Source organism: Bacillus sp. FSL R5-0603, assembly GCF_038050295.1.
In the GTDB taxonomy this organism is placed as follows: Bacteria; Bacillota; Bacilli; order Bacillales; family Bacillaceae; genus Bacillus; species Bacillus subtilis.
Map to the genome: position 1 here is coordinate 3,485,017 of NZ_JBBOYP010000001.1, position 21,375 is coordinate 3,506,391.

Annotated in this window: 18 protein-coding genes; 4 read left to right on the forward strand and 14 right to left on the reverse strand. The window is 41.7% G+C overall.

Annotated features, from left to right (window positions below; all coding sequences use genetic code 11):
- Nucleotides 1-82 precede the first annotated feature (82 nt).
- Nucleotides 83-1,240, reverse strand: coding sequence for a two-component sensor histidine kinase DegS (gene degS / locus NYE56_RS17985; protein WP_003227983.1), 1,158 nt, complete (start codon nt 1,238-1,240; stop codon nt 83-85).
- A 216-nt stretch (nt 1,241-1,456) separates the two neighbouring features.
- Between degS and NYE56_RS17990 the strand changes: the two genes are divergently transcribed.
- Both NYE56_RS17990 and tagV read left to right on the forward strand, forming a co-directional pair.
- Nucleotides 1,457-2,110 (forward strand): YigZ family protein, encoded by a 654-nt coding sequence (locus NYE56_RS17990; protein WP_003227979.1) that lies wholly within the window; start codon nt 1,457-1,459, stop codon nt 2,108-2,110.
- Nucleotides 2,110-3,285 carry a polyisoprenyl-teichoic acid--peptidoglycan teichoic acid transferase TagV gene (gene tagV, locus NYE56_RS17995; protein ID WP_341284206.1) on the forward strand — a complete coding sequence of 392 codons (1,176 nt, stop codon included), beginning with the start codon at nt 2,110-2,112 and terminating at the stop codon, nt 3,283-3,285. The genes NYE56_RS17990 and tagV overlap by 1 nt, the downstream gene beginning before the upstream one ends.
- Before the next feature lie 72 nt (nt 3,286-3,357).
- On the opposite strand, the gene NYE56_RS18000 is transcribed toward tagV, so the two are convergent.
- The 12 genes from NYE56_RS18000 to lytA form a co-directional block, all read right to left on the reverse strand.
- Nucleotides 3,358-4,434 carry an MraY family glycosyltransferase gene (locus NYE56_RS18000; RefSeq protein WP_032726968.1) on the reverse strand — a complete coding sequence of 359 codons (1,077 nt, stop codon included), beginning with the start codon at nt 4,432-4,434 and terminating at the stop codon, nt 3,358-3,360.
- Nucleotides 4,435-4,578: 144 nt separating this feature from the next.
- Nucleotides 4,579-5,772 carry a teichuronic acid biosynthesis protein TuaH gene (gene tuaH / locus NYE56_RS18005; RefSeq protein ID WP_268555120.1) on the reverse strand — a complete coding sequence of 398 codons (1,194 nt, stop codon included), beginning with the start codon at nt 5,770-5,772 and terminating at the stop codon, nt 4,579-4,581.
- Between the two features lie 28 nt (nt 5,773-5,800).
- Complete coding sequence (tuaG, locus tag NYE56_RS18010; protein ID WP_003242619.1) at nt 5,801-6,559, reverse strand: teichuronic acid biosynthesis protein TuaG; 759 nt, start codon at nt 6,557-6,559, stop codon at nt 5,801-5,803.
- Nucleotides 6,560-6,582: 23 nt separating this feature from the next.
- The gene (gene tuaF / locus NYE56_RS18015) at nt 6,583-7,263 is read right to left on the reverse strand and encodes a teichuronic acid biosynthesis protein TuaF (RefSeq protein ID WP_017695313.1); all 681 of its coding nucleotides are present in this window, start codon (nt 7,261-7,263) and stop codon (nt 6,583-6,585) included.
- 28 nt (nt 7,264-7,291) lie between these two features.
- Complete coding sequence (gene tuaE, locus NYE56_RS18020; protein ID WP_268554943.1) at nt 7,292-8,758, reverse strand: teichuronic acid biosynthesis protein TuaE; 1,467 nt, start codon at nt 8,756-8,758, stop codon at nt 7,292-7,294.
- 84 nt (nt 8,759-8,842) lie between these two features.
- Nucleotides 8,843-10,228 (reverse strand): UDP-glucose 6-dehydrogenase TuaD, encoded by a 1,386-nt coding sequence (gene tuaD / locus NYE56_RS18025; protein ID WP_014478137.1) that lies wholly within the window; start codon nt 10,226-10,228, stop codon nt 8,843-8,845.
- Nucleotides 10,229-10,289: 61 nt separating this feature from the next.
- A complete protein-coding gene (gene tuaC / locus NYE56_RS18030) occupies nt 10,290-11,459 on the reverse strand; it encodes a teichuronic acid biosynthesis protein TuaC (RefSeq protein ID WP_335449712.1) in 1,170 nt (389 codons plus the stop codon).
- On the reverse strand, nt 11,456-12,907 hold the full coding sequence (tuaB, locus tag NYE56_RS18035) for a teichuronic acid biosynthesis protein TuaB (RefSeq protein WP_029725996.1): 1,452 nt from the start codon (nt 12,905-12,907) through the stop codon (nt 11,456-11,458). Before tuaB ends, tuaC begins: the two co-directional genes overlap by 4 nt.
- A 55-nt stretch (nt 12,908-12,962) precedes the next feature.
- Complete coding sequence (locus NYE56_RS18040; RefSeq protein WP_003242561.1) at nt 12,963-13,622, reverse strand: sugar transferase; 660 nt, start codon at nt 13,620-13,622, stop codon at nt 12,963-12,965.
- Nucleotides 13,623-13,848: 226 nt separating this feature from the next.
- Nucleotides 13,849-15,339, reverse strand: a complete 1,491-nt coding sequence (gene lytC, locus NYE56_RS18045) for an N-acetylmuramoyl-L-alanine amidase LytC (RefSeq protein ID WP_014478142.1) — start codon at nt 15,337-15,339, stop codon at nt 13,849-13,851.
- 38 nt (nt 15,340-15,377) lie between these two features.
- Nucleotides 15,378-17,495, reverse strand: coding sequence for a SpoIID/LytB domain-containing protein (locus NYE56_RS18050; RefSeq protein ID WP_014478143.1), 2,118 nt, complete (start codon nt 17,493-17,495; stop codon nt 15,378-15,380).
- A gap of 23 nt (nt 17,496-17,518) precedes the next feature.
- Nucleotides 17,519-17,827, reverse strand: a complete 309-nt coding sequence (lytA, locus tag NYE56_RS18055; RefSeq protein ID WP_003242772.1) for a membrane-bound protein LytA — start codon at nt 17,825-17,827, stop codon at nt 17,519-17,521.
- A gap of 183 nt (nt 17,828-18,010) precedes the next feature.
- Here lytA and tagU point away from each other — a divergent pair, with 183 nt between their 5' ends.
- Nucleotides 18,011-18,931, forward strand: a complete 921-nt coding sequence (gene tagU, locus NYE56_RS18060) for a polyisoprenyl-teichoic acid--peptidoglycan teichoic acid transferase TagU (protein ID WP_014478144.1) — start codon at nt 18,011-18,013, stop codon at nt 18,929-18,931.
- Nucleotides 18,932-18,970: 39 nt separating this feature from the next.
- On the opposite strand, the gene wecB is transcribed toward tagU, so the two are convergent.
- Nucleotides 18,971-20,113, reverse strand: coding sequence for a non-hydrolyzing UDP-N-acetylglucosamine 2-epimerase (wecB, locus tag NYE56_RS18065; protein ID WP_229762642.1), 1,143 nt, complete (start codon nt 20,111-20,113; stop codon nt 18,971-18,973).
- Nucleotides 20,114-20,358: 245 nt separating this feature from the next.
- On the opposite strand from wecB, the gene galU reads away from it, so the two are divergent.
- Nucleotides 20,359-21,237 carry a UTP--glucose-1-phosphate uridylyltransferase GalU gene (gene galU / locus NYE56_RS18070; protein WP_015714812.1) on the forward strand — a complete coding sequence of 293 codons (879 nt, stop codon included), beginning with the start codon at nt 20,359-20,361 and terminating at the stop codon, nt 21,235-21,237.
- Nucleotides 21,238-21,375 lie beyond the last annotated feature (138 nt).

Consider the following 21,375-nt stretch of genomic DNA (forward strand, 5'->3'; position numbering starts at 1 on the left):
AAGCCACGCCTCCTTGTATTATTGTTCTATATACTCTAGCATTCGGTCAATATGCCTTTTGGCTCTATTTTACAAATCATAGTCAAAGAGATAACGGAACCTTAATCATAATAAATGTCCCAAGACCTATTTTCGAATCTATTGTCATCGTTCCTTCCAATAAATCTACTCTTTCTTTCATGCCCAGCAAGCCGAATGATTTGTTTTTCTTCTCTTTCGCTTCCTTCAGGTCGAACCCTTTACCGTTATCTTTTATCATTAAAATCACAAAATCCTTTGTGATCTCAACTTTGACTGTAATTTCTTCAGATTCAGAATGCTTTAGCGCATTAGACACAGCTTCCTGTGCGAGCCTGAAGAGCGCAACCTCAAACTGAGGCGCTAGCCTCTGATCCTCTGTTTCTCCAATGCACTGAAAATGTATTTTGACCTTCCCGTTATATTCCTCGGTTGTATATAGATATTTTCTTAAAGTTGGAATCAGGCCTAGGTCATCAAGGGCCATCGGTCTTAAATCATATATAATCCTTCTCACTTCGTAAAGGGCATTCCGAACATTTTGGCGTAGATTTTTAATTTCTTGGAACCCGTCCTCTGCGCCCCGGTCACGGAAAATCCGCTCGATTAATTCCGATCTCATCATAACATTCGCCAGCATTTGAGCGGGTCCGTCATGGATTTCTCTTGAGACTCTTTTTCGCTCTTCTTCCTGAGCCTCAATAATTCTTAAGCCGAAATCCTGTTTTGCCTGAGCATCAGCAAGAAGCAGTCCAACTTCGCGCAAATCCTGATTCAAGTAGTTGAGCACAACTGTAATTTGGCTTACTAATGATTCTGACCGCTCAATGATTTCCTGAAGCCCTAGCAATCTGCGCTCCAAATCGTCCCGCCGTTCGCGTAATTGCTTCTCACGCTGCTGGATCATCGTCAATTCTACCTGCAGCTTATGGGCTTTTTCATAAGCATTGCGGATTTCCTCTTCACTGAATCTATGAAAATTACGGCTGACCTCGGATAAACGGTTTCTCGCATGGCGGGTTTGCACTTCAAGTTTATCGCCAAGCTCGATCACTTCATACACCTGCTGTTTAATTTGTTTCAGTTCTTCGACCAGCTGTTCATACTGCTGGCGTGACTGCTCCCCGATTTGAAAAACCTCGTCCTTGCTCCCGTCAACGGTTTTCAGCATCTTCATCAAAATAGAATCCAGCACTTTGGAATCCATCTTTGTTTTATTCATAATTTCCCTCCGTCACGGCGTTGTCATATATTTTTATTATAAATGTAATTGATCTGCAAATTATGTCGAATTATAATGAAAGAATGCGTATATTCTAGAAAAAAACATTTTTATATACTATCTACTCTTTATGATACCAAAATACGCACAAAAATTCTAAAGACTGTACGAATTTGTATAGGCAGTCTTTTATGCTTAGCAGGAGGGTCAGCTAGCATGCTGCACAGCTATTTTACTGTGAAAGAAGCAGGAGAACACGAGATTGTTATAGAAAAATCGCGTTTTATCTGTCATTTAAGCCGTGTTTCTACCGAACAAGAGGCACAGGAATTTATACAGAAAATAAAGAAACAGCACTGGAATGCGACTCATAATTGCTCGGCTTATGTTATTGGCGAGAATGATCATATCCAAAAAGCCAATGATGACGGGGAACCAAGCGGTACAGCGGGAGTGCCGATGCTCGAGGTTTTAAAAAAACGCAGGCTGAAGGATACTTGCGCCGTCGTTACACGCTACTTCGGAGGCATTAAGCTTGGTGCTGGCGGATTAATTCGCGCTTATGGGAAATCAGTGTCTGAAGGATTAAATCATATAGGTGTTGTAGAACGGAAGCTTATGCGAATCATGCATACTTCTGCAGATTACACATGGCTTGGCAAGATTGAAAATGAATTAAGGGAGTCACAATTTCTGTTAAAGGAAATCCATTATTCAGAAAATGTTGAATTCGAAACATACGTCGAAGAAAAAGAAACAAACGCTTTTTCTGAATGGATGACAGAACTGACAAATGGAAAGAGTGATATTAAAGAGGGAGAGTTGACGTATCTTGAAAAAGCCGTCAATCACATAAAGGAGACTGAATAATGGCTGAACGCGTTAGAGTGCGTGTGCGAAAAAAGAAAAAGAGCAAACGCAGGAAAATTTTAAAAAGAATTATGTTATTGTTCGCCCTTGCACTATTGGTAGTTGTAGGGCTTGGCGGGTATAAACTTTATAAAACCATTAACGCTGCGGATGAATCGTACGATGCCCTATCCCGCGGGAATAAATCAAATCTTCGCAACGAAGTTGTGGACATGAAGAAAAAACCATTTTCTATTTTATTTATGGGAATAGAGGATTACGCGACTAAAGGACAAAAAGGGAGATCAGACTCTCTTATTGTTGTTACCCTGGATCCCAAAAATAAAACCATGAAAATGCTGAGCATTCCGCGTGACACACGTGTGCAATTAGCCGGTGACACAACCGGAAGCAAGACAAAGATCAATGCCGCTTACAGCAAAGGCGGTAAAGATGAGACAGTTGAAACTGTTGAAAATTTCTTGCAAATCCCGATCGATAAATATGTCACAGTTGATTTTGACGGATTTAAAGATGTGATTAATGAAGTCGGCGGTATTGATGTTGACGTGCCTTTCGATTTCGATGAAAAAAGTGATGTAGACGAAAGCAAACGGATTTACTTCAAAAAAGGCGAGATGCATTTGAACGGCGAAGAAGCCTTGGCATATGCCCGGATGAGAAAACAGGATAAACGCGGAGACTTTGGCCGTAATGACAGACAAAAACAAATCTTAAACGCGCTGATTGACCGAATGTCAAGTGCAAGCAACATTGCTAAAATTGATAAAATCGCAGAAAAAGCCAGCGAAAACGTTGAAACCAATATTCGCATTACTGAAGGTTTAGCGCTTCAGCAGATTTACAGCGGCTTTACCAGCAAAAAAATCGACACATTGAGCATTACAGGTTCTGATTTGTATTTAGGGCCTAACAACACATATTACTTTGAACCTGATGCTACAAATCTCGAGAAAGTCAGAGAAACGCTTCAAGAGCATTTAGATTATACTCCTGATACAAGCACTGGCACTTCCGGTACCGGAAATGCAACAGACGGGACTGACAGCTCAAGCAGTTCTGGCAGCACTGGCACAACAACTGACGGGACGACGAGCGGAAACAGCTATTCGAATGACAGCAGCACAAGCTCGAACAACAGTACAACGAATTCAACAACTGATTCATCCTATTAAAAAATGCCCGGTCCTTTTAGAGGATCGGGCATTTTTACGCAGAAAAAAACTCCGGCACATAAGCCGGAATTTTTAATTCCTTTTCACCAGCCGTTTATAAAACTTTGTAAACGGCTTAAATTTTTCATTCACGAGTCCTGTCACTTCTGCTATGATTTGCATAAAAATAATTAAAATGAAGATAATAAACAAAGAAAGCCAAATTGTGGCACTTTTAAGTACAATCGCACTGATACTGAAAATAAATCCAATTAAATAAATAACTAAGACCGACATCCGATGTGAAAGGCCAAAGGCCATCAGTCTATGGTGAATATGCGACTTATCAGGCGCTGAAATCGGCTGTTTGTTTAATATTCTCCTGATGATAGCAAATGTTGTATCAAAAATCGGTACGCCTAATATAATAATCGGGATAACGATACTGAACAATGTGACACTTTTATACAGGCCTAATAATGAAAGAATCGAAATACTATACCCTAAAAACAGTGATCCCGTATCTCCCATAAAGATTTTTGCCGGATGGAAGTTGTAAAACAAAAACCCCAGCGTGCTGGCAATAACGACTAATGAGAGTGACAGAATGAGCACTTTTCCGCCGGATAGCGCCATGACAGCGATCGTTGACAGGCCGATAACAGAAAGACCGGCAGCAAGGCCATCCAATCCATCAATCAGGTTAATTGCGTTCGTGATGCCGACAATCCATAATACCGTCAGCGGATAAGCCATCCATCCTAACTCAAATCGTTCTGTTAAAAAAGGTACTGAGAAAAAGTCCATTTTTAAGCCGGTGCTTACAATCATAATGGCTACACCTAATTGAATCAAAAACTTAACTTTTGCACTTAATTGATATTTATCGTCAAGAATACCTAACACAATAATGATGAATGCTCCGACTGTAATTGCCGTCATCCTTGTTTCTGTGTAAATACCGGATGCAAGCACGCCTGCAACCACCCCGATAAATATGGCCAGCCCGCCCATGCGGGGCATGATTTTGTCATGTACTTTTCGATTGCTGGGCTGGTCAACTGCACCTATTTTAATCGCAATCCTTTTTACGATTGGGGTCATGATTAAAACTGTCAGCAGCGAGACAATAAACGCAACAACAATGCGGATCATGCGTTCGTCAAGCATAAAGAAGTCTCCTTTGGAATTAAATGAAGTCTTTATTTATATAGAGAACCGTTCCTTCCATTATACCTTCTCCTTAGTTATTATAACAAGCTTCATCAAAAAGAAACACGTATAATCAAAAAACGCGCATCCCAATTTATAGGACTACGCATGTTTTTGAATCCCTGTATATTTCATAATTTGTCTAAATAAGCAATTCCAATCTTGTGTGCGAGCGATGTTTCGGCGCATTTCTTTATAGGTTTCGTCTCCGTTTTGTCCGAGAACTTTTTCACAAGCTGCTATAAAATCAATTGGATGATCACCTTCTACATATTCGTATACATACGGCTTTTGCATTTTTGAGGTTGACGGGAGATTAGAGCCGACGACAGGTTTTCCTGCCGCTAAAAATTCAAATAGTTTCAGCGGAAACACAGCTTGATTATACGATGATTTTTTATAAGGCATGATGCCAATGTCGATAAGCTCCATAAAATGCGGAACTTCTTTCGGATCTGCCGGGCCGGTCCATATGACATTGGGAAGCCTCAGCAGCTCTTGAAACGAAACGTCACCATTGGTGGCATCCGGGCCAACCCATAAAAATGTCCAATCAGGCTTTTGCAGGGCGGCTTCTTCAATCATTTTAAAATCGAGCTTCGGTTTAATTCCGCCGATAAAACCTAACACTGTTCCTTCTCTCCCCTGCAGTATACTGCGATCGGGAGCTTGTTTATTTGCAGAAAACAGCTCATACTCCACACCGTTTTCCACAGTATGAACCTTTTCTCGTCCTGCAGTCAGTTTTTTATCTACTTCCTTGTGAAGATAATCTGATGAACAGGTTATTGAATCTGCTCGTTGTATAATTCTCAGCTCTGCCGATTTAATGACTTTTTGCCGGAATTCAGACAGCAGATTTGATCGGCCGCTGATCGGCGCCGCCCATAGGTCACTGCAGTCATAAATGACCTGATCCCAAGGATACAGCGAAGACAGCAGCGGGAATCCCGGAAACGTGTACCATAAACAGCAACGTTCACCGTTTTCAGAAGCAGGTGCAAGCTCATCGAGTAATGGGGAGAGCTTATGTCTGTAAAAGACATCTGTATATCGTCCGAAACGAAACATTTTATTCTGCAGCAGGTCTTTGACAGCGAATTGCCTGATGCCAGAATGGACTTCCTGAAACTCTTTCCCTTGGGCACGCGGAGCCGGACATACCCAAATAACTTCCTTCGTTTCCTCCTGAGCAGCTAAAAATTCTGCCAGCCGGTGCCTTCTGTATCTCAATTGGTCTTTTCCCCATTCAGCAGTGGCAACGATGACATGAATGATTGCTTCTTTTGTTTCCACCTTCATCACCTTTTCTCTCTGTTTGCGGCTATAATCTTTTTTTCACCGCGTTTTTTGCATATTGAACAAAACACCATGTTGCTTTCATAAAATGAAGCCGTTCGATCTCCCTGTAGACAAACCACGTTTTTTTCGCAGCCTTCCATTTGTTGCTGGAAATTGAGTTATTGACAAGCCGATATTCAGCCAGGCATTCATTCATTCCATAGGCAGTAAATCCTTTTTTTAAAAGAGACAGCCATGTGGCTAAGTCCTGTCTCGTTCTGATATTCGGCATTTGGATCTGTCCCGTTTGCTCCCTGTCAATCATCACCGTCAAGCAGCCGATAATTGTATTTTTCAGGGCGTCATCGTACGTCAGGCTTTCCGGCGCATGAATAAATTTATCGAGCGGGGTCCCGTCCTGCGCCATTAAGCTGTAGCCCGTGAAAGAAAACGCACAGGAGCGCTCCATCATAAACTCAAGCTGCTTTTCCAGTTTGTCTTTTTTCCATTTGTCATCACTGTCCAAAAATGCTACGTAGCGCCCTTGAGCGCGTTCCAACGCTTTGTTGCGAGCAACCGCAGCTCCGGAATTCTCTTCCAAATACACCACATGAATTCTTTCGTCTATTTTTTCATACTGCTGTAAAATGTCGCGGGTCCCATCCGTTGAGCAATCATCCACGATAATCATTTCCCAATGAGGATGGCTCTGATCTAATACCGAATGAACCGTGTCTTCAATATAGTCACGCGCATTATAGGAAGGTGTAATGACAGATACGAGAGGTTTCCAATTGGTCATGATCACATCTCCATCGTATGATTTTAAAAGGATTCCCTGAAAAATTCAGGAATGACAACGAACATAAAGGCAATCGTAAGGCCAATCATAACGCCGAGAACTGCTTTCTTTTTCGGAGACATTCCGCCGCCTGCTGTCTCACTTACGGTTTCGGAATCAGTAACACTTGCCGCTTTCAGGTTAAGCTGTGTGTTTTTGAGCTCATATAAAAATCTCTCTTTATCCACTTTGGAATCCTCGCTCACCGACTCGCCTTCAAGCGCGTCTATGCTGCTGCGGATGACGGCTTCTCTTTCTGCATACAGCTTTTGATCATTTTTGAGGAAGGTGGAGGATATGGCGTTTAAGACAGATTCCGTTCTATCCTTATCCTCGTCGCTATAGCTTAAAGTCAGTAACGATTTGGATTCCGTTTTGATTGTAAGCTTCTCTTTGATCTCTGCTACATCTTCATCCTTTTCATCAGGAAGCGCCTCCTTCAAAAAGGAGTCGCTCTTTAATAGAAGCGGAATCTCTTCTGTGCTGTTATAAACCGGATGATCATAGCTCCCTACAGCCAAAGTATCTTCAGCTGTATAGCTCTTTTGATCAGCAATCTGTGACGGCAGGATATACCCCGCCGCACCTAATATAATTGGCACCGCTATGATCCAAATGATATTTTTTTTTATGCGACGGGCTATTCTTATCAATATATCGTTCATATAAGTCTCCCTGCTTTTTGTAGTCTGTTTATCTGTACATCGGCTCAGGCATTTGTCTGGATCGCCTTAACACATTCACGGCGGCGATGACGAGCGCCATAAACACCCAATGGAAAAATAAATTTGAAACAGAGCTTGGGCTGATACTTGATACCAGGAAACTGACCATAGCGGTAATAAGTCCTTCTGTGATCAGTTTTGACTGATTTTCTAATTTTCTTTCATAAAACTTGTAAAGCACCCATATGAGGTAGGCATAAACGGACAGATATCCCAGCATGATGAACAAGCCAAAATTAGCAAGAATTTCAACAAGCCAGTTATGCACCTCTGCCACATTGTCAGTATCATATACAGCATAATGCTCAAGATAATAGGATACATTTCCTGCTCCGACTCCGAATCCGTATGAATCAAGGAAAAAATGCCAAGCGTTTTTCAGCAGATTTGCCCGAGCCACATTTGATGGAAGCCTGTCATGAAATGAATGTAGCGTCTGCGGGGCCAGAAACAGCTCCCAAAACTTTGAATAGATTTTGCTGGCGAAAAGAACTGCGAAAAGAGCAATTCCCGCCGCCGACAGCCATATAGCCATTTTCTTTAAAACAGGCGGCAATACAATGAAGATGTAGACAGCAATACCTGCAAAAATACCCAGAAGGCTGGCTCTTGAACCAGTGGCAAAAATTAAATACAACGCACAGAGCGAGAGCACAAGGCCAAATGCCTTGATGTATCCATTCTTACTGTTTTTCATCATCGTGATGTAAAAAAAGAAGCTGATGGATAAAAAGGTCGCAAAGTCATTTTGATTAAAAAAGACCGATGTCGGATAATGCTGCTTATACTCCGGTCCGCTGTACAATGTGGAACTCGCAAGATGATGGTGGGTGATATGATTGTAAAAACCAATGATCATCAGAAATACCGTCATCACCAGCCAAATGGCATAAACAATCATCAGCCGCTCCATTTTTTGCACGTACATGACAATAAGATAAATGAAGAAAATTCCCATTGCCAATAAGGCTAAATACTTGAGGCCAACTGTTACCGACTTGGCCCACAGCAGAGAAACAAGGCCATATATAAACCAAAAGGCGAAAAAGAGCAAAATCCCTTTTACTTGCAGCCCATGCCATCTTTCAATATGGGTTCGATTCCGAACCATGCCGAAAATATGAAGGCAACCCGCTGCAATGAGCAGAAGCCGGTAAAGGAACAAACTGAAAAATCCAAGATGAATAGCGAAAAATGCATTATTTAAAAAAGTGCAGGCGATCAAAATATAGATTACAGCCATAAAGAGCCGTTCTTTTGTTGTAAATGCGGTTGCAAGCGTCAGTAAAAACAGGCCAATTGCCAACACCGCAAGCACAGCAGCCATCTGCATGAAACCTATATCTTTGTGGATGGCTTCCAGCAATAGGACGACTCCAAATATAGCAGCGGCCAGTAACGCTAGCGTATGGACCGCTGATCGTTTGATACTCACATGTTTAACCCCTTTCCTGATGTTTCAGGAGCCAGCGGCCGAGCCTAGCAGCCGGCAGCTTCAACCAAGTAACACTTTTTCTTTTTATAAATTGACGCTTCCCAAGTCTTTAGCCAATTCTTCAAGCGGCAAGCCCGGAAAATACTTGTCAGAGGGTTCCGTTCCCCGAACAGCGGGACGGCCGATAGAGTGATAAATGTATCCGGCTGCCTGCATCTCTTCAAGTGAAAATAAATTTCTGCCGTCGATGATGACTGGCTGTTTTAAGAGGGTTTTCACTTTTACAAGCTCCATTTCTTTCACTTCCGGCCAATCCGTTAAAATCAGGCATGCATCAGTGTCTTCAATCGCAGCATACACATCTGTGTAATACTCGACCTGTTCGCCAAGGATCGCTGAAGCTTCAGGAATAGCAATCGGATCGTATGCTTTTACATGGGCGCCCAGCTGCTGCAGCATTGGGATAATATCAAGCGCTGGAGCGGATCTCACATCGTTCGTATTCGGTTTGAAGGCTAATCCCAGGACTGAAATGGTTCTCCCTTTGACGCTTCCCATAACAGTCAAAAGTTTATCTACAATATGAACACGCTGCTTTTCGTTTGTTTCAATGACAGCTTCGATGAGCTTGAATGGATAGCCTGCCGATTTTGCGATTTGAAGCAACGCGGTTGTATCCTTTGGAAAACATGAACCGCCGAATCCAATACCCGCTTTAAGGAACTTTCTGCCGATACGGCTGTCAAGACCAACACCATCAGCAACTTTTGAAACGTCTGCGCCGACTCGCTCACAAATGTTTGCGATATCGTTGATAAAGGAAATCTTTGTCGCCAGAAATGCATTCGCGGCGTATTTAATCATTTCTGCACTTTCTAGGTTTGTTTTAATGACAGGAGCATGGAATGGCTGATGAAGTTCCTCAATGATGGCAGCGGCTTTATGACTTGTTGAACCAATCACGGCACGCTCCATATTCATCGTGTCATGAATCGCTGACCCTTCCCGAAGGAATTCAGGGTTAGATACAACATCAAATGAGTATCTCCCCTTTGAGGCTTTTTGAACGATAGATTGCACCAGTTTCCCTGTTCCAACCGGGACTGTGCTTTTATTTACGATCACTTTGTAGCCGTTAAGATGCTCACCGATTGTTTTCGCCGCCGCTTTGACGTACGTTAAATCAGCTTCACCTGTTTTGGACATAGGCGTTCCGACTGCAATATAAATAATATCTGAGGCCCGAATGGCAGACGGGATATCGTTCGTAAAGGTCAAGCGCTGATCCAGCACATTTTTTTCAACTAAGTCTGCAAGCCCTGGTTCATAGATTGGGATTACCCCATTTTTCAGACTTCTGATTTTTGATTCATCGATATCACAGCAAACAACTTTATTGCCGATCTCCGCAAAGCAAGTGCCTGATACGAGTCCTACATAACCTGTTCCAATGACAGCTATTTTTTTCACAGCGCTCATCCCTCTCCTGTAAAATGATCTTCCTATTTATATTGGTCGCAGTTTCTTACGATTAAACGGACGTTTTCGTGACCGTCTGATACTGATGATGCAAGGCCTTGGCGTTTTTTCCTGCGTCAAATTGAGCCTGCACGGTTTCATACAAGTCATCTGCTATTTCCGACTTCCATATTTGCTCATGTTCGTACCGAGTGATAGCTTCTGCCAAGGCTTGAGCGGATTTCGGTTTAATCAGCAGATGTTGGTGCTTTCCGAATAAAGACGACACTCCGCCAACATCCGTACAAATAACAGGAACCCTTAGCGCCAGCGCCTCAATCACAACAGTCGGCATTCCCTCACTGTAAGAAGGAAGTACGAATAAGTCTGACGCAAGTAAATAGTCTCTTACCTGATGATTGGGGACTTGGCCTGTGACGATATGCCCCTTCTGCGTCAGCGTCGATTTTGCGGGACCATCCCCGACAAAGACTGCCTGAGGTGGGTCCTGCAGCGATTCGATCGCTTCAGACAGTTCAAAAATGCCTTTCTCTCTGACCAGCCGGCCGACATAGACAGCCAGACGCTGATCGAGCGGGAGTCCGAGTCTTTTTCTGATTTCCTCTTTCGTCTCCTCATTCTCCTGAAAACGGCTGAGCTGTATGCCGATTGGCAAAACCGAGCTGTCAAAGCCCGAAAGCTTTTTGGCTTCTTCCTGAAGCTTGTGGCTGACTGCTAAAACAACTGACGCAGAACCTACGGCACGCTTGAAGGCTTTAAACGCTCCTTTGCTGTAATGCGGATAGACATTCACATCACTACCATGCAAGGTCAGGACATAAGGAATTTGCGCTGACTCTGACACGACTGCCGCAGCCCCGCCCGATGGCATGGCAAAATGAGCATGGATCAGATCCGGATATAGGTCGCGCTGTTTCATTGTTTTTAAAACGGCTGATGCGATTCTCCGATGAGGCTGCGCCCACTTCAGCTGGCCGGGAACTGCCCGATAGAAAGGCCGGTAAACCGGTATCCCCTTTCTAATCTCATACTCCGGTCTGGCATCCTTTTTTCGATATGTCTTTTTCAGCATGCGGACAGGCGCTGAATGAAAAGGCCGTGGGCATATCACAGTGATATCAAGCCCGAGTTTTTGCAACTCTTGCACCTGTGTCTCATGAAACACACCCTCTCCGGGTTTCATACTGCTCGGATATACGCTTGTGATCCACAAAATCTTCATGACAAACGTCCTTTTCTTAGTAGTTTGCTTTTCGTTTGAGGGTACGCTTTTACCAAAAGAAAGAGATAGCACAGCGCCCCGGCCGCAACTGAAATGGCCAGCCGCATTTCTGCCTGCATACTGAAGTGTTCGGTACTGAGACTTACACCAAACGCGATGATGCCCATCGCCGCAGTAATCAGAAATGGCTTCATAATCGATTGGAAATAAGCTGAAAGGTTAAGCTTGATGACATATGCCAAAAGCCAGCGCCCGATCAGGAAATTAACAACGCTGATAATGGCATACACCCATGCGACTGTCAGCAGGCTTCCCGTCTGTACAGCTGCAAACAGTGATAATCCGTACAGCAGCAGCACGCCGGAATCCCAATAAAACGCTAAGTCAGCTCTTCCTTTAGCCAGCAACACAGATCCATTTGGATTCATAAGCACTCTTAGTATTCCGACAATCGCCAGAACATTTAGGATCGGAACAGCAGCAAGCCACTTTTCTCCGAAAACCGCTGTGATAAAGGCGTCTGACACAGACACGAGCCCGATTAACAGCGGAAACGAAACAAGCGCCAGCATTTTTGTCATATTCAGAAAGCCTTCTCTGATCACGCTATTTTCATATTTGTTTTTTGCGAAAACAGGGAATGCCACCCGTGTGACAATCGGATTGATCTTCAAAACCGGAATGGTGACAATCTGATAAGCGAGGTTATAAATTCCCAATGCTTCAGCACCAATAAACCGGCCGATCAAAATCATGTCGATATTTGCTCCCAGCCTGTTCACAAGACGGGATGAAAGCTGAAAGGCTCCAAAAGAAAAGAAATCCTTCATGCCTCTCAAATCAAAAACAAAAGCAGGATGCCACTTTTTTCGGTATACAGCCCAATATAAAATCCCTTTACTGGACTGCAGCAGGACTTGAGAAATCACGTACGCCAAAATCGCATCCATCATAAAAACCGCTATCGCTAAATATCCGAATGACAATACATTTGAAAAAATCTCTATTTTGCTTAACGTATTAAAATGCAGCTGCTTTTGCAGCATATACTGATACTGCTGTCCAATTGGCGCGATCAAAAACATAATCGCCAGAATCCGAACCAGAAACACCAGCTCTTCTCTTTGATAAAATCCCGCAATGACAGGACTGCTCACATATAAAAGAACAAACAGCAAAACGCCCGTCATAATGTTAAGCCAATACAATGTTGACAGCTGGCGCTCAGTCGCGTCGTCTCTCTGAATTAATGCTGCGCCAAAACCCATATCGAGCACAATCTGGGCGAAAACTGTAACCGTTGTGATCATGCCGACAAGCCCAAATTCTGTTAAGGTCATCATATTTCCAAGCAGGGCAAACTGAACAATTTGTATGATTGTAATACACATGGTTGAAATACTTGTCCACTTTGCACCACTCATGATTTGTTTTGTAATACTTGGCATCATATTCCCTACTTCTTTTTAAGCTCAGATTGATGGTGAATAATGGAATCCCGTTTTATCTTGCACCATCACCCGTCCAAACTACTTTACAAGTTTTTAACATAATTTTTAATTCTAAAGTGAAAGTCAGATTGCGAATGTAATATAAATCAAATATCAGCTTTTCCTTCGGCGTCATATCGTAACCGCCGTTCACCTGAGCCCAGCCGCTCAATCCCGGTTTAACAGCCAGACGCTGTGTAAAGCCTGGAATCTCATTCTGGAATTTTTCCGTAAATACGGGCCGTTCCGGACGAGGGCCAATCATACTCATATCGCCTTTCAGCACATTAAACAGCTGAGGAAGCTCATCAATTCTCGTTCTTCTGATAAAAGCTCCGATCCTTGTCACCCGCGGATCTTGCTTCTGTGCCCAAACCGCTCCAGACTTCTCGGCATCTATTTTCATGGAACGAAGCTTATACAGCTTAAATGGTTTCCCGCCTTTCCCTACGCGTTCCTGCGTATAAATGGCAGGCCCCGGCGTCTCCAAACAAATCAATATTGAAAATACCGCAATCATTGGCAGCGCAATCGCCAACCCAATGAGCGCAAACCAAATATCCATTACGCGCTTTATTGCCAAATAACGAGCCGTCTTTTCAGATAATGTAAAAGAATGTATTTGCTGAACTGAGAATTCACGACTCACATTCATGCTTTTCTCTGCACTCACTGACACACACCTCACGATTTGTTTGGGATGTTATGATGACCTATGCCAGTCAGTTTAGCAGACGGATGTTAATTGGATGTAAATGGTATGTTAAGAAGTGTGAATTACGTGTTTTTTCTGATAAATGTTGTTAATACTCTTTTACTATTTTATATACAAGTCCTATTTGTTTTAATCATTTCATATAAAAAAGAGACAAATCTGTGATTAGATTTGTCTCTTTCGATTATCTGTAATAAGATACTGTGCCGTCATGAATAGCTTGTGCAGCTTTATCTTTATAAACCGCTTGCTTCAATTTACTTGCATCTGATGCATTAGTGATAAAGGCAGTTTCAACTAAAACACTCGGCATTTTAGAATATTTAATAACATAGAAAGCAGCTGTTTTTACTCCCCGGTCTCTCGTTCCAAGATTAGCCGCTAACTTTGGTTGAATTTGTTCAGCCAGTCTCTTGCTATTTGCGGCTTGATATGTTGTATCGTAGTACGTCTCACTTCCATTTGGTGATGAGCTATCATTAGCATTTGCATGTATACTGATAAATAAATCTGCTTGTGCAGAAGCTGCTTTATTTACTCTCTCCTGTAAAGAATAAAAAGTATCATTAGATCTTGACAGTACTGGGAGAGCACCTGAAGCATTTAGCTTTGTATTGACTCTTTTCGCTATATCAAGATTGACTTCTTTCTCAAGGAGTCCATTGCCGATTGCTCCTGAATCTTGATCACCGTGACCCGGATCAATAAAGATTGTTTCACCTACAACTGGATTCTTTAGCTGATTAGCAACCTTGGTGCTTACGGCAGGAGTGTTTCCGATAATCGTAAAGTTTGACATGTTTTTACTTCCAATAATTTTACGGGCTCCTGTAGATAAATTTTCACCATTTGTAAGGATAAGAGATTGCTTCTTCTTAGCTGCCAGTGTAGCTCCTGCAATAGAGTCAGGGTAGCTGAATCCATTGCTTACATATACGGTGCTTGTTGATAAATTAAGTTTTTGTACGATATTTGCAGCAAGCTCATATCTGTTTGAACCGCTAATTCTTGTAGGAGAAGGTAACTTGTTGTATACCGTATTGCTGATACTTCCAGTGCCTCCTACAACAACGGTACTCGAAATTCCCTTATCTTTTATCACAGACGTTGTCGCACTATTTATAGAGGTTTTATTTGTGAAAAGAATTGGATACCCGTTTTTCGCTGCATAAGGAATGACGGCCGGAGCGTCTGCATATAAGAAGCCATTCAAAATAACAGCTTTTGAAGTCGCACCCATCGCTTTTGCCACCCGTGCAGCCGTATCATAACGGTTGCTTCCTGCAATTCGTTTAATACTTATCCCCAAGCTTTTAATCTGGTTAGCAGTGTTAGATGAAACAGCAGGTGTTCCGCCTACAATAATTACATTTTTAGTCTGCATCTCTTTCAATCTTGTTTTCGTTTCATATGAAAGCTTATCAGAATTAGTGTAAAGCAATGGCGCATTCTTCTGGTAAGCAAGGGGTGCTGCTGAAATAGCATCTGCATAGGAACTCCCACCAACAATTACAGCTGTACTTGCTGTTGAATACATTTGCTTTGATATTTGTACAGCAGTGCCGTATCTATTGCTTCCCCCGACTCTTTTCACTGAATTATCGGCCAAAGCTGTTGGCACAAAAAGTATGAGCCCCAGAAAACACATTGTTAGGACTTTTATATAAGAACGCAATTGATTTCCTCCTTAAATGGCGTTATATCCTAAAATAATCAATAACTTGTCAGAGTTGTACCTGGATAGTAAAATTTCAAAATTGAACTATATGAATCTCCAGCTTCTGCTCTTGCTTTTGCTCCATATTGACTCATTCCGATCCCGTGACCATATCCTTTACCGCTGATTGTGTACTTTGAAGTATCTTTTTTTACAGTCACATAAGTACTTTTAAATACAGTCGCTCCAATCATTGTTCTTAACTCACTTGTTGGTACACTAATGGTTGTAATTTTGCTCAAGTTATAGGAGCCAGTACTGCTTTTAACAAAATACTTCACTTTCATCGATGCTGTTTTTGCACGCTGCCCTTGTGTCGTTCCACTAAAGCTTAAATCGTCAATACTTGCAATTTTGACAGAATCAGCGCTTGTTTCTTTATTTTTCAAGATCCAGTTCTTAACTCCGGAAAGTCTTGCAGAATCAGTTTCAGTCGCTGAAGACCACCAAGAAGAAGGCTTCGTTAAGTCCAAAGATTTCGTATCTAGCTGTTGTTTTGACAAAGTAAGCGTCCAGCCTATTTGAGGATCCTTTGTATCTTTTTTTGCAATCAAGTAAGGTACACTTGACGACCACACTTCATTACTAGCTTCTGTGTAACCACCATTACTGGAAGAATAAGCTGCAGTTATAAGAGATCCATTATATTTCAGAACTTTCCCCTTCGTTTGCTCTACCGCTTTATTGGTATTCGAATTCCAACTGTAGCCACCATAAACTTGAAAAGCGGTTGTATCAGGTACAGTAGTTCCTGTTTTTGTTATTGAGTAGGTTCTTGCAGCGACAGTCTGTGCTTTAAGAGCCTCAAGTGACCAGCTAGCAGGCATTTCATTCGGAATTACTCCTTTTAAGTAATCCTCAAATGGAATATTCTCATTTACCGGTCGGATATATTTAGTAGACTCAATAGAGAAATTAACCGTGCCAAGATACTGCTTTCCATCAAGACTAATTCTGTTTGAAGTAGAATAGTTTTCTGGTTTAATTCTTAGGGAGTTTCCGTAAGTTTTGATGTTTTCAAGGTTTAATTTTCCGCTGTTGATTTTTAGATTATAGGTGCTACCGTCAGCTAAATAAAATTCATCAGCAAGTGAATTTTCAACTTCAGCAGAAATTGAACTGGTACTTCCAATAAAGTCGTATGCATATGTGGCTTTATCTTTCGTTATACTTTTAGCCGCAGCCGGAACGCTATCTTGTTTAATAAATAAAATTTGGCTGTTTTTCTTCGAGGCAAGCGAAGCGCCTATCAGTACGTCTGCATATTTTGTCCCGTTCGTCATTACGACTTTATCAGCCTTCAACTTTAGTTGCTTAATTATATTTGCCGTAAGTTCATATCTGGTTGATCCAGGAATCCTTTGCACAGTTGAAGTTTTTTTAATTTGGTTTTCTACACTATCACTGACGCTAAATGAACTGCCTATAATGATGACTTGTTTTGGCAAATCATAATCCGGAAGCTTGTCTTTCTCTGTAAGCAAAATAGGGTATCCGTGTGCTGCTGCATATGGAGCAATGGCTAAAGCGTCTTGAAATACTCTTCCGGTTACAACGATCGCTTTATCATAGCTGCCCATTTGCTTTGCAATATTTTCTGATAAGACATATCTATTTTTTCCGCTTATCCTTTTCACAGCGCCATATGATTTCAGCTTGTTTTCTACATCTTTTGAAATGCTTCGCGCTCCCCCAATGATTAAAATATTATCAGGGTTAAACTTAGCAATTTGTCTTTCAGTAGTTTTTGTTAACGTGTCAGGCTGAGTAAATAAAACTGGTGCGTTCAGTTTTTTCGCCAATGGAATAACAGGCAATGCATCAATAAAAATATCTCGGTTCACCAATATCACTGTATTAGGATTTTTCCACTGGCTGTTGGATGCAAGAGTCGCAGTTTCGTATCGTGAAGCGCCTGCAAAACGATCCGTAACAGCAACATTATCTCCAGTTACTTTATAAAATCCTGTTGGCGATAGACTGATGCTAGATTTATTTCCAATATAATTTGACAATTTAACTGAGATGTTTGAGTCTGCTGCAAAAGAAACTGATGGAATCAATAATAAGATTGCAGCAAGTGAACACACTATCAATTGTTTGCAAGATTTCAAAATTTCAGGTTCCTCCCTATATCTTAGTTGGCACGTTCAATATCTTTTAACAGAAGCTGACCCTCATCATTTTTTTCATATGTAATCGTGACCTTATCTCCACTGTTAAACTTATCAAGATCACTTGTCGATTCTTCAGTGATATCAAGACTAACCGGCTCATTATCTACTGTTACTTCTATTGTATGAGTATCAGCTAACCCTACATAAGTACCTTCTTTTGTTTCAATGTTACTGTCTGGCGATACATCTTCACCTTGACTCTTTTGACTATTAACCCCGCAACCCGAAAGAAGCAATATAAAGAACAGTAAAGCAATAAATTTTTTCATTTTTTTCACCTCATTATATTTTATCGTCAACCTATTTTATATTTTAAAGAAAAATTAAGAAACAATGAAACTTTTTTTTATAAAAAACGACTATTTTAGGATTTCATTCTTGTATTAAATAGAGTTGTATTTATTGGAAATTTAACTCATAATGAAAGTAATTTAACAGACGAGGTGCAAAGGATGAGAAACGAACGCAGAAAAAAGAAAAAAACTTTATTACTGACAATTTTAACGATAATCGGACTTCTTGTACTCGGAACTGGCGGCTATGCATACTACTTATGGCATAAAGCAGCATCAACCGTGGCAAGTATTCATGAAAGCATTGATAAATCTAAAAAGAGGGATAAAGAGGTCAGTATCAATAAAAAAGATCCTTTTTCCGTCTTAATCATGGGTGTGGATGAACGCGACGGCGATAAGGGCCGTGCCGATACGCTCATTTATATGACCGTTAACCCAAAAACGAATACAACCGACATGGTCAGCATTCCGCGTGACACGTATACAAAAATTATCGGAAAAGGCACAATGGATAAAATCAACCATTCATACGCTTTCGGCGGCACACAGATGACGGTAGACACTGTTGAGAACTTCCTCGATGTTCCGGTTGATTATTTTGTGAAAGTGAACATGGAAAGCTTTAGAGACGTTGTTGATACACTTGGCGGCATTACAGTTAACAGCACATTCGCGTTCAGTTATGACGGTTATTCGTTCGGCAAAGGAGAAATCACGCTGAACGGAAAAGAAGCGCTCGCTTATACCCGGATGAGAAAAGAAGATCCGAGAGGCGACTTCGGACGCCAGGACCGCCAGCGCCAAGTCATCCAAGGTATTATTAATAAAGGCGCTAATATTTCTTCCATCACGAAATTCGGAGATATGTTTAAAGTTGTTGAAGATAATGTGAAAACGAACTTGACCTTCGATAACATGTGGGATATCCAGTCCGATTACAAAGGTGCGCGGAAACATATTAAACAGCACGAACTAAAAGGTACAGGCACGAAAATCAATGGAATTTACTACTACCAAGCTGATGAAAGCGCCCTTTCCGATATTACAAAAGAGCTGAAGGAAAGCCTCGAAAAGTAAAACAAAAAGAAGCTTCGCACAATGTGCAAAGCTTCTTTTTTATTTGCCTGTAAATGAATCCGGTTGTTCTTTCCGGTACCCGTAATGAAACAGCAATTCTTCCACAATCCGGCGAGAAGCCTCTCCATCTCCATACGGATTAGAAGCCTGGGACATTTTCTTGTACTCATCAGGATCAGTTAACAGCTGTTTTGCCAGCCGATAAATGTTTTCCTCATCCGTACCTGCAAGTTTCAGCGTTCCCGCTTCCACTCCTTCAGGCCGTTCCGTCGTATCACGCAGAACAAGAACCGGTTTCCCGAGAGATGGGGCTTCCTCCTGCACGCCGCCCGAATCTGTCAATATAAAATGCGATTTCGCTGCAAAGTTATGGAAATCAATCACCTCTAAAGGTTCAATCAGATGCACTCTGTCAGAATCACCAAAATGCTTCTGAGCCGCTTCCCGGACAACAGGATTCAGGTGCACAGGGTAAACGACTTGTACATCTTCAAATTCCCCTACAATTCTGCGGATGGCCTTGAACATGTTTTCCATTGGCTCACCCAAATTTTCCCGGCGGTGAGCGGTCAAGAGAATCATTTTATCCTCACCCACCTGATCGAGAACAGGATGTGAGTAACCATCCCTAACCGTTGTGTTGAGTGCGTCAATCGCTGTATTGCCCGTTACAAAAATAGAGTCGGCCTTTTTGTTTTCTTTTAATAAATTGTCTTTCGCCTGGCCTGTCGGAGCAAAATGCAAATCAGCAATCGCCCCTGTCATCTGTCGATTGAGCTCTTCCGGAAACGGGGAATACTTATTCCCTGTACGGAGCCCCGCCTCCACATGACCGACAGCAATTTGATGGTAAAAAGCGGCTAGGCTTCCGGCAAACGTCGTCGTCGTATCACCATGGACAAGCACAATATCGGGTTTGATATCTTTAAACAACTCATCCAATCTTACAAGTGCGTTAGACGTAATCTCTGCCAGTGTCTGCCGCTCCTTCATAATGTTCAAATCGAAGTCAGGCTTGATGTGAAACGCATCTAACACCTGATCGAGCATCTGTCTGTGCTGTGCAGTTACCGTTACATAGGAATCTATTTCAGGATATTTTTTCAATTCAAGCACAAGCGGTGCCATCTTGATCGCTTCAGGCCTGGTCCCGAAAACGGTCATCACTTTTAGTTTTTTCATATTTGTCACCTGATTTTCTGCTATAGTAAATAAATTCATACTACATATTCTACATGAAAATGCATCATTTTAAATCATTTCATTCTTGATTCAAATAAAATGCTATAAGTTTTAATATTAAGGATAAAGCTTGTTTAAAAATGGTTTATCCTATATCATAAAAATGTGTAAAAACATAATGAAAAGGGTAAATAGAGAATAGTTTAACCATAAATTTTTTCGATCATAAGGAAGGTGCCTTTTAAATGAAAAAAGTACGTAAAGCGATAATTCCAGCAGCAGGCTTAGGAACACGTTTTCTTCCGGCTACGAAAGCAATGCCGAAAGAAATGCTTCCTATCGTTGACAAACCTACCATTCAATACATAATTGAAGAAGCTGTTGAAGCCGGTATTGAAGATATTATTATCGTAACAGGAAAAAGCAAGCGTGCGATTGAGGATCATTTTGATTACTCTCCTGAGCTTGAAAGAAACCTAGAAGAAAAAGGAAAAACTGAGCTGCTTGAAAAAGTGAAAAAGGCTTCTAACCTGGCTGACATTCACTATATCCGCCAAAAAGAACCTAAAGGTCTCGGACATGCTGTCTGGTGCGCGCGCAACTTTATCGGCGATGAGCCGTTTGCGGTACTGCTTGGAGATGATATTGTTCAGGCTGAAACACCAGGGTTGCGCCAATTAATGGATGAATATGAAAAAACACTTTCTTCTATTATCGGTGTTCAGCAGGTGCCTGAAGAAGAAACACACCGCTACGGCATTATTGACCCGCTGACAAGTGAAGGCCGCCGTTATCAGGTGAAAAACTTCGTTGAAAAACCGCCTAAAGGCACAGCACCTTCTAATCTTGCCATCTTAGGCCGTTACGTATTCACGCCTGAGATCTTCATGTATTTAGAAGAACAGCAGGTTGGCGCCGGCGGAGAAATTCAGCTCACAGACGCCATTCAAAAACTGAATGAAATTCAAAGAGTGTTTGCTTACGATTTTGAAGGCAAGCGTTATGATGTTGGTGAAAAGCTCGGCTTTATCACAACAACTCTAGAATTTGCGATGCAGGATAAAGAGCTTCGCGATCAGCTCGTTCCATTTATGGAAAACTTATTAAACAAAGAAGAAATCTAAACAAAAAGGCTATTGGACAGTCATCCAATAGCCTTTTTTTATTTCAACATCAAAGTCTTCATTATCGACTGCGAAGACCTGATCAACGGCCTGCCGCAAAAATTAATAATCCCAGACAAGCACACTGATTGTAGAGTT